This window comes from Brevibacterium sp. S111 (assembly GCF_004745075.1).
Classification (GTDB): domain Bacteria; phylum Actinomycetota; class Actinomycetes; order Actinomycetales; family Brevibacteriaceae; genus Brevibacterium.
In genome coordinates this window covers 115,465-127,259 of the sequence record NZ_RHFH01000012.1, presented here as the reverse complement: position 1 = coordinate 127,259, position 11,795 = coordinate 115,465, and the positions used below count along the sequence as shown (strand labels likewise).

General features: G+C 66.9%; 10 protein-coding genes and 3 riboswitches. Of the genes, 6 read left to right on the top strand and 4 right to left on the bottom strand.

The genetic code is table 11. From position 1 onward, the window contains the following. Positions 1–344 precede the first annotated feature (344 nt). Positions 345–788, bottom strand: coding sequence for an NUDIX hydrolase (locus tag EB836_RS14265; protein WP_135541542.1), 444 nt, complete (start codon positions 786–788; stop codon positions 345–347). Continuing rightward, a riboswitch (TPP riboswitch) is annotated at positions 779–877 on the bottom strand. Its footprint overlaps the gene before it by 10 nt. 436 nt (positions 878–1,313) lie before the next feature. Beyond that, positions 1,314–1,409: riboswitch (TPP riboswitch) on the top strand. An 88-nt stretch (positions 1,410–1,497) separates the two neighbouring features. Between EB836_RS14265 and thiM the strand changes: the two genes are divergently transcribed. From thiM to EB836_RS14240, 5 genes are read left to right on the top strand one after another with little or no spacing between them, the layout of a single operon-like run. After that, positions 1,498–2,322, top strand: a complete 825-nt coding sequence (gene thiM / locus EB836_RS14260; RefSeq protein WP_135541540.1) for a hydroxyethylthiazole kinase — start codon at positions 1,498–1,500, stop codon at positions 2,320–2,322. Then, on the top strand, positions 2,319–2,954 hold the full coding sequence (gene thiE, locus EB836_RS14255) for a thiamine phosphate synthase (protein ID WP_205683375.1): 636 nt from the start codon (positions 2,319–2,321) through the stop codon (positions 2,952–2,954). The genes thiM and thiE overlap by 4 nt, the downstream gene beginning before the upstream one ends. 55 nt (positions 2,955–3,009) lie before the next feature. Next, positions 3,010–4,053, top strand: coding sequence for an ABC transporter substrate-binding protein (locus EB836_RS14250; RefSeq protein WP_135541538.1), 1,044 nt, complete (start codon positions 3,010–3,012; stop codon positions 4,051–4,053). Positions 4,054–4,055: 2 nt separating this feature from the next. Beyond that, positions 4,056–4,835, top strand: coding sequence for an ABC transporter permease (locus tag EB836_RS14245; RefSeq protein WP_240689998.1), 780 nt, complete (start codon positions 4,056–4,058; stop codon positions 4,833–4,835). Beyond that, a complete protein-coding gene (locus EB836_RS14240; RefSeq protein ID WP_135541534.1) occupies positions 4,825–5,595 on the top strand; it encodes an ABC transporter ATP-binding protein in 771 nt (256 codons plus the stop codon). The genes EB836_RS14245 and EB836_RS14240 overlap by 11 nt, the downstream gene beginning before the upstream one ends. On the opposite strand, the gene tenA is transcribed toward EB836_RS14240, so the two are convergent. From tenA to thiD, 3 genes are read right to left on the bottom strand one after another with little or no spacing between them, the layout of a single operon-like run. After that, a complete protein-coding gene (tenA, locus tag EB836_RS14235; RefSeq protein ID WP_135541532.1) occupies positions 5,596–6,255 on the bottom strand; it encodes a thiaminase II in 660 nt (219 codons plus the stop codon). Beyond that, positions 6,252–6,914 (bottom strand): TenA family protein, encoded by a 663-nt coding sequence (locus tag EB836_RS14230; RefSeq protein WP_135541530.1) that lies wholly within the window; start codon positions 6,912–6,914, stop codon positions 6,252–6,254. Before EB836_RS14230 ends, tenA begins: the two co-directional genes overlap by 4 nt. Further along, positions 6,911–7,735, bottom strand: a complete 825-nt coding sequence (thiD, locus tag EB836_RS14225) for a bifunctional hydroxymethylpyrimidine kinase/phosphomethylpyrimidine kinase (RefSeq protein ID WP_135541528.1) — start codon at positions 7,733–7,735, stop codon at positions 6,911–6,913. The genes EB836_RS14230 and thiD overlap by 4 nt, the downstream gene beginning before the upstream one ends. Before the next feature lie 76 nt (positions 7,736–7,811). Next, positions 7,812–7,903: riboswitch (TPP riboswitch) on the bottom strand. Between the two features lie 186 nt (positions 7,904–8,089). On the opposite strand from thiD, the gene mobF reads away from it, so the two are divergent. Beyond that, positions 8,090–11,647, top strand: coding sequence for a MobF family relaxase (gene mobF, locus EB836_RS14220; RefSeq protein ID WP_167854467.1), 3,558 nt, complete (start codon positions 8,090–8,092; stop codon positions 11,645–11,647). Positions 11,648–11,795: the final 148 nt, after the last annotated feature.

Below are 11,795 nucleotides of genomic sequence, written 5' to 3'. Positions count from 1 at the left end.
GGCTACTGGGAGTAGCCGCCAGGACGACAGGTGCCGGCCCCGAGCACACGCTCGGGGCCAGTACCACTCCCACCGAGCACCAGTACCAGGTACGTGGACTATCCGTACCAACCGACGCTACGCGCCACTTGAAGGTGGCATCATCGAGAACTGCGGGCATTTCGTACCGGAAGAACGCCCTGAATCTCTCGCTATGCGACTGCGAGACTTCTGGGATCGTCACGAAACGATCAACTGACAGAACCCGCATTGTGTCGCACTGCATCTACCAGGAACCCCGTGCGGTTCCAAAAGTAGTTGTCCTCTTTCCGTCGTTCGGTATCATTCAAACGTATTGAGATAGTTCAAGAGCTTTGCGCGAGCCGGAAGGCAGTCTCGGCAACTTCGCGCACATCAAGACTGAGTGCAAGGTCTCCGTGTTCGAGGTCTTCGATTGAAAACCAGCGTGCTTCCAGCGCGTCATCAGCTGCCACGGGTACCCCGGTTCGCCAGTCGCACCGCACCGCGACGAGGACGAAGTGCTGGAGGAGGGTGCCGGAGTCGTCGTGATGGAAGGCATCGACAGCGGTGAACACCTCGCGTGCCTCACCGTGCACGCCGGTTTCCTCATGCAACTCGCGTAGGGCGGCTTGCTGAATTGTTTCGCCGGTTTCGATTTTCCCCCCAGGGAAGCCCCACCGCCCGACATCTGGCGGGTTCGCGCGACGCACCAGCAGCACGTCGCCGCCACGGATGACTGCTGCGATCGTCGCGACGATCGGACGGGACGGAGAGGTGGAAGCACTCACTTGGACATTCCTTCGCTAGTTCGAACTAGAGCAGGTTCGACGGGTGTGATCTCAGCCGCAGATCCCGTGCAGCACCCCGTGTCACGTCACACCAGTCTACCGAGGATTTGTGCTGCTCATCGGTCGCTGGCTCTTTGCGAGGGAACGTTTATCCGAGGTCTTGCGTTCACTCCCGCCGCTTTTTTCGTGTACTGACGGAGGTGCGGGTTCCGTGCAGCAGGAGTGGAGGGCGCCGATGCCGCCGGCCGATCTCACCCGGAGCCCCTCAGAGGCTGGTAGTCCTCAGCGTCTCCGTGCTCCTGCCGACCGCATGGTTTTGTACCAGGATGGGGCCGTGGTCGGCTGCCCGTGTTGGTATTTGATCTTTCTATATGGTCCCTGACACCGTGGGCTGCACCGATCTGGTTCAGTGTCGGCGAATCACCGTCGACAGCCCCCGCCAGGATCTGCCGTGCTCCTGACCATCGGCGGCCCTAGCGTTCCACGGGAGTGCTCCCAGTTGTGGCCGAATGCGTTAGGGTAGTGGGCAGTGACACGGGGTGCCGCACCCAGCGGCTGAGATCACACCCGTCGAACCTGATCCAGTTCGTACTGGCGAAGGGAATGTCCGGATGACTTCAGCGCGTTCGAGATACCGATCCAGGTGTCCGCTTTCGGCGTGCCGTCATGGTGATCGACTTTCTTTCGCAGTGGAAGAAAGCGAGAGTTCATGTCTGTCTCATCATCCGCGGTTCTGCTCGGTGAGCTGAGGGCGCAGACCCCGTTGGTGCAGTGCATCACTAACTCGGTGGTCACGAACTTCACCGCGAACACCTTGCTGGCCATCGGCGCGGCACCGGCGATGGTCGACATCGTCGGCGAGGCCGGACCGTTCGCCCGTGTCGCCGGGGGCCTGTTGGTGAATCTGGGAACGCCGATCCCGGAGCAGCGTGCGGCGTCCGAGGAAGCGGTCGCCGTGGCGAACGATGCGGGCACGCCGTGGGTGCTCGATCCGGTCGCGATCGGGTCGCTGCCCATCCGGACAGCTCTCGCCGAGAAGCTCGCCGCCCAGCACCCGTTCGCGATCCGGGGCAACGCCTCCGAGATCCTCGCGCTCGCGGGGGCCGGAACGGGTGGCAAGGGCGTCGAAAGTGCGGATGAGACCGAGGCGGCCGCACCGATCGCGATGCGGTTGGCGAGAGACCTGCGCACAGTCGTGGCGGTGTCTGGGCCGGTGGATCTGGTCACCGACGGTGAGCGCATCCTCCGGGTTTCAAACGGCGATCTGCCGCTGACGAAGATCACCGGCGGTGGGTGCGCGCTGGGTGCGCTGATCGCGGCATTCGCTGCCATCCGTGGTGAGTTCTCACCGGTCGAGGCGGTGGCTGCTGCGCATGTCGTGTACGGGATCGCCGCTGAGCGGGCCGCTGCAGAGACGGCGGGGCCCGGGTCGTTCGCTGCCCGTCTGCTCGACGCGCTGTACGCGATCAGCGCAGCGGAGGTGAGCGCGTCGGAGCAGGTGCGCGCCGAGACGGCGCCGGGCGGTGGGGCGTGAACCTCGGCATCTACCTGGTGACCGATCGTGCGCTCTGCGGTGAACGGGGCGTGGCGGAGACCGTGCGGGCAGCCGTCGATGGCGGGGTGCGCACCGTACAGCTGCGCGACAAGCATGCCGGCTTCGATGCACATCTGCGTGAGCTCGAACGTCTGGCGGAAGCGATCCAGGGCCGCGCGCTGCTGCTGGTCAACGACCGGCTCGATGTCGCGATAGCAGCGAGAGAACGCGGCATCCCGGTCGACGGGGTGCATCTTGGGCAGGGTGACCCCGCCGTGCGATCGGCGCGCGACGAGTTCGGCCCCGATGCCGTGATCGGCCTGACAGCGAACAGTGACGAGCACCTCGCAGCGGTGACGCATTTACCCGAAGGCACTGTGGACTACCTCGGCATCGGCGTGATCCGCCCCACGGCCACCAAGCCGGACCATCCTCCGGCGCTGGGGTTCGACGGCTTTCGACGCCTGGCGGCCGCGGCGTCGGTGCCCTCGGTCGCGATCGGCGGCATCGGTATAGACGATATCGCCCGGCTGCGCGACGACGGCGCCGCAGGGGCTGCCATCGTCTCCGCGATCTGCGCCGCCGAAGACCCCAAGGCGACCGCGCGCCGATTCGTGCGGGCCTGGGGCTGAGCACGAACCGCCCCTGATTCCCAAACCTCATTCCCCGAACAGAACATGGAGAACCGTGACCATCTCACCCAGATTCCGACGCGCATTGACCGCAGCCAGCGCAATCGCGCTCACCACCGTCGTCCTCACCGGCTGCGCCGGCACCGACAACGATGCCCCGGCCGATGATCAGCGCACGACCGTGCGTTTCGCGCTCGACTGGACCCCGAACGTGAACCATACTGGCCTGTACGTGGCCCTGCACGAGGGGTACTTCGAAGACGCCGGCATCGATGTCGAGATCCTGCCGTTCAACAACAGCAACCCCGAGGTGCTCGTCGACGCTGGTCAGGCGGAGTTCGGTATCAGCTTCCAGGACACCGCCTCCATGTCGATCGCCTCCGGCGCCGACCTCACATCGGTGCTCGCCGTGCAGCAGACGTGGGCGACCGAGGTCGCTGTGCTCGGCGACCGCGACGACATCACTAGCCCCGCAGACCTCGACGGTCTCGTCTTCGGCGGCTTCGACAACCCCGCCGAAACGATCACCATGCAGGGTGTCGTGCAGGCCGCAGGCGGTCAAGGCGACTTCGAGACTGTCGTGCTCGGCACGAGCGCATACGAGGCGCTCTATTCGGGGGACGTGGACTTCACCGTTCCGTTCGTCGCGGTGGAGGGCGTCGAGGCTGAGCAGCGCGGGATCGAGCTGAAGAACTTCGCCTACACCGACTACGGGTTCCCCGACGCCTATCAGGTGATCGTCGTCGGCAACGGTACTTGGCTCGAGGAGAACCCCGATGTGGCGCGCGACTTCGTGCAGGCGCTGGCCCGAGGATATGAGGACTCGATCGCCGATCCGGAGGCGACGGCGGAGATCCTGCAGGAGGAGAACTCCGGTCTGCTCACCGAGCTGGACCTGCTGGTCGCAGGGCAGCAGATGCTCTCCGAAGGCTACATGCTCGATGAGAACGGCGACTTCGGCCTGCAGACCGAGGAGCACTGGAGCGAGCTGGGCGAGTTCCTCTTCGATACAGGGCTGCTCACCGACCGCGACGGGAAGCCGCTCGACGAGCAGCCGGACTGGTCGGAGTTCTTCACGAACGAGTACCTGCAGGACTGATCGTGCGGGCGCGCTCCTGGGCGAACCTGTGGGTGCCGCTCGTCTTCCTCACCGTGCTCGTCGCAGTGTGGGAGGCGGCCGTGCACCTGACCGGGGCGCGCCCGCAGGTGCTCCCCGCCCCGTCCCGTGTCGCGGAGTCGGGATGGGAGCACCGCGCCGCGATCGTCGATCACGCCGCGGCCACGCTCAGCGTGACAGCGGTCGGCTTCGGCGTCTCCCTGGTGTGCGCATGGATAATCGCGATCGCCATCGACTTCTCACCGCTCATGCGCCGAGGCCTCATCCCTCTGCTGGTCGCCTCGCAGACCATCCCTGTCATCGCGATCGCGCCGCTCATGATCATCTGGTTCGGATTCGGGCTGCTACCGAAGATCCTCGTGGTCGCCCTCGTCACCTTCTTCCCGATCACGATCGGCCTCGTCGAAGGCTTCGCACACACAGACCGGGAAGCCTCCGCACTGCTGCGCAGCATGGGGGCGGGGAGGATCCGCGAGTTCTTGCTCGTCAGGCTCCCCTCGGCACTCCCATTGTTCTTCACCTCGCTCAGAATCGGGATCACCTACGCGGTGATCGGGGCGATCTTCGCCGAATACGTCGGCGCGAAAGAAGGGCTTGGAATCTACATGAGCGTGCAGAAGAACGCGTTCCGCACCGACCTCGTGCTCGCCGCAGTCGCCGTCACGGCACTCGTCAGCATCACCCTCTACCTCTCCACCTACCTCATCGAACGGCTCGTCATCCCCTGGCACCTGAAGGAAAGGAGGGCGGCGAATGAGCGCTGAAACCGCGCCCCGCCTCGAACTCGACGAGATCACCCGCGAGTTCCAACTGCGACGCGGTCAGACCCGTCGTGTGCTCGACGCCGTCTCGCTCCACGTGTCACCAGGCGAGCTCGTCTCGATCATCGGGCCGTCCGGGTGCGGCAAGAGCACCCTGTTCAACATCATCGCCGGCCTCGACCAGGCCACTTCGGGTAGCATCCGAGTCGACGGACGAGAAGCGGCTGGATCCTGCAACCACGCCGCCTACATGCCCCAGAAGGATCTCCTCTTTCCCTGGCGCAGCATCGCCGAGAACGCCGCACTCGGCCTCGAAGTGCAAGGGATCAAGCGCCGTGCTGCTCAGCAACAGGTACGCGAGTGGTTCCCTCGCTTCGGCCTCTCGGGGTTCGAGGATGCTCTGCCGTTCGAACTGTCCGGCGGGATGCGGCAGCGCGCGGCGCTGCTGCGCACCGTGGTGCAGCAACAGCAGACCCTGCTGCTCGACGAACCCTTCGGTGCGCTCGATGCGCTCACCAAGCAGGAGCTGCAGGCCTGGCTGCAGCAGGTCTGGATCGAGCACGACTGGACCGCCCTGCTCATCACACACGACGTTCGCGAGGCGATCCTGCTCTCCGACCGCGTCGTCGTACTCACCCCACGCCCAGCCTCCGTGCGCATGGTGATCGATGTCGCACTTCCCAGGCCGCGTGGCATCGAGACCATCGCTCACCCCGAGTTCGCGCGGCTCGAACGCACACTGCTCGAAGCCCTGAGCAGCTGATCAGGCGGCGGAGTCGAGTGCCTGCTGCCAGAAATCGGCCTCCAGCCGGGTGGCGGCGCGGAACACCTGCACAAGCGCCTCGAACCGCTGTTCGGTGACCTCGCCGCCGGTCAACGCGTCAAGGCGTTGGATCGCAGCCGTTGCGGCTCCCTGGAACTCGGGACCGGCGTACTCGGCGATCCACTCCGCGTACGGGTGACCCTCGCGGGCCCGGCGCGCCGGATCGAGAGCGACGCCGATCTCGCCGTAACCGATCGTGCAAGGGGAGAGTGCGACGTGCAGGTCCAGCAGGTCGCCCGACATGCCGGTGTCCAGCACGTAGCGGGTGTAGGCGACCGTCGCCTGCTTCTCAGGCGCCGCATCGAGCTCGTCTTCCGGGATGCCCCACCTCGCGGTGAGGCGACAGTGCAGCTCGGTCTCGTGCAGGATCGCGCGCAGCGCTCCGCTCGCGTCTGTGATGTCGGCGAGGCTGCGACTCTTGTACGCGGCCAACGCGTTCGCGCGGGCGAACTGCACGAGAAACAGGTAATCCTGCACCAGGTAGTCCTGGAACACGGGCAGCGGCAGGGTGCCCTCGCTGAGCTTCTGTACGAACTCGTGCTCGGTGTAGGTCCGCCACTCGGGGCCGATCGCGGTCTTCAGGTCTGCGAAGAGGGTCATCGGGCTACTCCTTCCAACGGGTGGGTATAGCTGGCGTCGAAGAACTCCAGCTCGATCGCGACGGCCCGCGCGAAGAAGTCCTCGGCAAGCGCCTGCTGCGCGGGGCCGACCCGGTCGAGCTCGGCGCGGAGGAAGGCGACGAGGTCGTGGAACCCGGGGTAGTCGTGGAGCGTGATCCAGTCGGCATGCACGAAGCTCTCCGGCAGCGCTTCAGGCGCGTTCGTGGCCCAGTCGAGGTACAGCCATTCAGTGACGAGCAGCACCGCAAGAATCACCGCGTACTCGCGGGTCTCGGCCGCCTCGCGGAACAGCGCCGTGAACGCGGTGGTCGCCTCCGTGTCGGGGATCAGCTCACGCTGCTCTTCGGTCACGCCGAGCGCGTCGAAGGCGCGCAGGAAGTAGGTGCTCTCGTCGCCCGCGACTTCGCCGATGAAGCGGGCCAGCCTCAGCCGCGGCTCGAGCGCGTCGGCGCTCGCGACCGCAGAGCCGAGCAGTACCAGGAAGCCGTCGAGGAAGCGATAGTCCTGCACGAGGTAGCCAGCCATCACGGCGTCGTCGATGCTGCCGTCGAACAGTTCGCGCACGAAGCGGTGCGAGACCGCCCGCTCCCAGGTGTCTCGGTTCTGATCGCGCAGCGCGTCGGTGAATCTCTCGGTCATCGTTCTCCTCCTCGGTCAAGTGCGTCGCCCCAGAGGGCGTGGAAGTGGTGGACGGGGCCGTGACCGGAGCCGACCTCCAGGTCTCCGGCGCGGAGAAGCGCCTCGGTGAGGTACTCCTTTGCGTGTTGCACCGCCACGGGCACGGCCTGGCCCGGGAGGAGGGCGGCGAGCGCGGCCGACAGGGTGCAGCCGGTGCCGTGATTGTTCACGGTGTCGATGCGCGGTGCGGTCAGCTCGATGGTCTCGGCACCGGTGAGGATGTCGATGCTCTCGCCGCTGCCGAGGTGACCGCCCTTCAGCAGCACCCAGCCGGCTCCGAGGCCACGCAGCTCATCCAGCGCCGCCCGCATCCCTGCGAGGTCGCCGATCTCGGTGTCGCGTCCGAGCAGGACCGAGGCCTCGGGGAGGTTCGGGGTGATCACGGTGGATCGCGGCACCAGTCGCTCGCGGATCGTGTCGACGGCGTCCTGCTCGAGGAGATGATCTCCGCTCTTGGCGACCATCACTGGGTCGAGCACCACCGGGCACTTCGTGTAGCGGTCCAGACTCTCGGCGATCGCCTCGGCGATAGCGGCGTTGGCGACCATCCCGATCTTCACTGCGTCTACGCGCACGTCCTCGAACACCGCGGCGATCTGATCCGCAACGAATCCCGGCTCCAGAGCGACGAAGCCCTGCACACCCTGTGTATTCTGAGCAACGACGGCCGTGATCACGCTCATCCCGTAAGCGCCCTGCGCGGAGAAAGCCTTCAGATCGGCTTGGATCCCCGCGCCCCCGGTGGGGTCAGTGCCCGCGATGGTCAATACGTTCGGAATCAAAGTCCCGTCTCCATCTCTCGCTCGTGTCGAGCCTGGAAACGGGAGTGCGCGCCAGCACCCGCAAGTGTGCCTGCATAACGTCGTTCATCGACATCCCTCCGCGAGTCCGAACTCGATCAGGTTCCCGGGTGTGATCTCAGCCCGCGTCGGGCACCCCGTGTCTACACATCCACCATAGCCAAAAATCATCGTCGAGGGGCGAACGCGGCGCGGAACTACTCCGCTCAGACGTGCGAACGCCGTGACCGACGGCTGTCAATACCGTTACGTTGACGAGGTGCTACGCAGAGTAACGCACGCCGCTCGGACATTGTCACCGTTCTGCATGGTGACTGCGCGGTTCACCTGATCTGCATGACGGTCTCGATGCGGGTGATGAGTGCGGGTGACGGGTACAAGTACCTGCTTCGCACGATCGCTGCCGCCGACGGCGATCGCTCCCTCTCGACCCCGCTGACCAGGTACTACACGGAGGAGGGAACACCACCGGGCACTTGGATGGGGTCGGCTCTGCACGGCCTCGGCGACGGGCAGATCGTTCACGGCGATGAGGTCTCAGAGTCGCAGTTGCAGTTGCTGATCGGCATGGGCCGCGACCCCGTCAGCGGCGACCCGCTCGGGCGGGCCTTCCCACGGTACGTCTCGGTCGCGGAACGGATCGAGCAGCGCGTCGCGGACCTCGACCCTGGCCTGGGGATGGGTGAGCGTGCCGAGCAGATCAGCCAGATCGAGGCCGAGGAGATCGAGCGGGGCAACCGCCGTTCGGTTGCGGGCTTCGACTACACGTTTTCGGTGCCGAAGTCCGTTTCGGTGCTGTGGGGCGTGGCCGACGCCGGCACGCAGGCCCTGATCGCTCAGGCGCATCACGACGCGGTCGCCGAGGTCGTGGACTTCATGGAGCGCGAGGTCGCCGCGACCCGCACCGGCTACACCGCCGCCGATGGCGCGGTCGCCCAGGTCGACGTGACCGGCCTGATCGCCACGGCCTTCGATCACTACGACAGCCGCTCCGGGGACCCGCAGCTGCACACCCACGTCGTGATCTCCAACAAGGTCCAGACCGCGTTGGACGGACGCTGGCGGTCGCTGGACGGGCGGCCCATGCATGCGGCGGTGGTCGCGCTCTCGGAGCATTACAACGCGGTTCTGGCCGACCGCCTCACCGGCACGCTCGGCGTGGAGTGGGAGGCGCGGGATCGGGGCCGGGACCGTAACCCGGCGTGGGAGATCACCGGGGTCAGCGAGGAGCTGATCGAGGAGTTCTCCTCCCGCGCCCGCGATATCGATGCCGAGGCCGACCGGCTCATCGCCGCCTACACCGCCGAGCACGGTCGCCGGCCCTCGGCGCGGACGATCGTGCGCCTGCGCGCCCAGGCCACCCTCGCCACCCGCCCCGAGAAGCAGGTCCACTCCCTGGCCGACCTGACGAGCGGCTGGCGCGAGCGGGCCGGCCGTCTACTGGGTGAGGACGCGACCGGCTGGGCCGGTGGTCTCCTCGCCACGGCGCAGCAGGTGCGGCCGTTGCGGACTGATGATGTGCCGTTAGAGGTGATCGCCAAGCTCGGCGCCTCGGTGGTCGAGGTTGTGGGCGAGAAGCGCTCGACCTGGCGGCGATGGAACCTCCACGCCGAGGCAAGCCGACAGTCGATAGAATGGCGGTTCGCGACCGCGAGCGACCGGGAGGCCACCGTGGGGATGATCGCCGATGCCGCCGAGCAGGCCTCACTGCGGCTGACGCCGCCCGAGCTCGCTACCAGCCCGGCCGCTTTCCGCCGCCCAGACGGCACCAGCGTGTTCCGGCGCCGCCACTCGACCGTGTTCTCCTCCACGGTGCTGCTGAAGGCCGAAGACCGTCTCCTGGAACGCTCCCGCACCCTGACCGGCCCGATGGTCGAGGTCGAGACGGTCGAGAAGATCACCGCGAAGCCCGACCGGGAAGGGCACCTGCTCGGCGACGACCAAGCGGCAGCGCTCACCCAGATCGCAGTCTCCGGCCGGGTTCTCGACGTGTTGGTCGGCCCGGCCGGTGCCGGGAAGACCACCGCCATGGCAGCGCTGCGCCAGGCATGGGAGAAGCAGCACGGGAAGGGCTCGGTGGTCGGGCTTGCGCCGTCGGCGGTGGCCGCGCAAGTTCTCGGTGAGGATCTCGGGATCGCGACCGAGAACACGGCGAAATGGTGGCAGAACCATCTGACCCAGGGCACCACGTTCGAGGAAGGTCAGCTCGTCATCATCGACGAGGCTTCCCTTGCCGGCACCCTGTCGCTGGATCGCATCACCGCCCTGGCGGCCGGCGCGGGTGCGAAGGTGCTGCTGGTCGGCGACTACGGGCAGCTCCAGTCGGTCGATGCGGGCGGGAGTTTCGGGATGCTCGTGGCCGACCGCGACGACGCTCCCGAGCTCGTGGACGTGCACCGCTTCGTCCACGAATGGGAGAAGACCGCCTCCCTCGATCTGCGCCACGGCCGCACCCGCGTGATCGACACCTACGCAGGTCACGGCCGCATCAGCGATGGTGACGCCGAGGACATGATCGACGCCGCCTACACCGCCTGGCGTGCCGACCGCGACGCCGGACGGGCGTCGGTGCTGATCGCCGAGACCCGCGATGACGTGACCGCGCTGAACGCGAGGGCCCGTGCCGACCTGATCCTGGACGGCACGATCCGCCCCACCAGAGAGGTCGCGCTGGCCGAGCGCACGTCCGCAGGGGTCGGGGACACGATCATCACCCGCCGCAACGACCGGCGCCTGCGCACCGGCACAGGCCGGGGGTGGGTGCGCAACGGCGAACGGTGGCAGGTCACTGACGTGCGCGATGATGGGTCGATCACGATCCGCAAGCCCGGCCGAAGGTTCGGGTCGATCGTGCTGCCGGCCGACTACGTGGCCGAGCACGTGGATCTGGGATACGCCGTCACTGCGCATAGGGCGCAGGGCATCACGGTCGATGCCGCACATGTGCTGGTCGAGCCGTCCTCGACCCGTGAGAACGTCTACGTCGCGATGACCCGCGGCCGCGAGTCCAACCACGCCTACGTCGTCCTCGACCGCCCCGACGACCACGCCGCACCGCACCCCTCGGACAACGAGGAAGCCACCGGCCGCTCGGTCCTCTACGGAGTGCTGCAGCACTCGGGAGCCGAGCTCTCCGCGCACGAGACGATCACCGCCGAGCAGGACCAGTGGGGCTCGATCGCTCAGCTCGCCGCCGAGTACGAAACCATCGCCGCAGCCGCCCAACACGACCGCTGGGCCGCCCTCATCCGCGACTCAGGCCTGACCGAAGAGCAGGCCGACGCCACGCTGGGCTCGGTCGCGTTCGGAGCGCTGACTGCCGAGCTGCGCCGCGCCGAGGCCAACCACCACGACGTCGATACACTCTTCCCGCGCCTGGTGGCTGCTCGCGGCTTCGATGACGCCGAGGACATCGCCAAGGTCATGCACTACCGTCTCGCACGCGCCACCGCCCAGCCGGCCGGGTCGGGGCGCACGAGGAAGACCCCGCGGCTGATCGCCGGCCTCATCCCGCACGTGCAGGGCCCGATCGCGGCAGACATGCTCCAGGCCTTGACCGAGCGACGAGAGCTGATCGAGACCCGCGCCGACGCGATCCTCGACACCGCCCGCCAGACCGGCGAACCGTGGACCCAGCCGCTCGGTGACCCGCCGTCCGGTGACCGCGAACAGGCACGCTGGCGACGTGACGCCCGGACCATCGCGGCCTACCGCGACCGCTACCAAATCAGCGACGACACCCCACTCGGCCCGGCACCCCAGAGCGCGGCGCAGAAGATTGACCGCGCCCGCGCAGCGGCAGCCATACGTCGGGTAGCTGCGGATACTCCTCAGACCGGAGACTCTGTCGCCCAACGTTCTGTCAGCGTCAGGAGGCAAGAACGATCCCTGTGACATCTGGTGACACTCACGCCAGAGGACCTCTTGGCTACAGCCGAAGAGGATAGGATGTGACTCAACCGCATGGCTGCGGCACGCGTAGCTATGACAGCAACTTCGACCTCATGGGCACCTCCGTTGAGCGTCTTCAGCTATCCACGGA

Bases quoted from the DNA above. Each gene is read 5' to 3' on its own strand.
- mobF (WP_167854467.1), top strand. From the start codon at position 8,090: ATGACGGTCTCGATGCGGGTGATGAGTGCGGGTGACGGGTACAAGTAC.
- tenA (WP_135541532.1), bottom strand. From the start codon at position 6,255: ATGACCCTCTTCGCAGACCTGAAGACCGCGATCGGCCCCGAGTGGCGG.
- thiM (WP_135541540.1), top strand. From the start codon at position 1,498: ATGTCTGTCTCATCATCCGCGGTTCTGCTCGGTGAGCTGAGGGCGCAG.
- EB836_RS14230 (WP_135541530.1), bottom strand. From the start codon at position 6,914: ATGACCGAGAGATTCACCGACGCGCTGCGCGATCAGAACCGAGACACC.
- EB836_RS14240 (WP_135541534.1), top strand. From the start codon at position 4,825: ATGAGCGCTGAAACCGCGCCCCGCCTCGAACTCGACGAGATCACCCGC.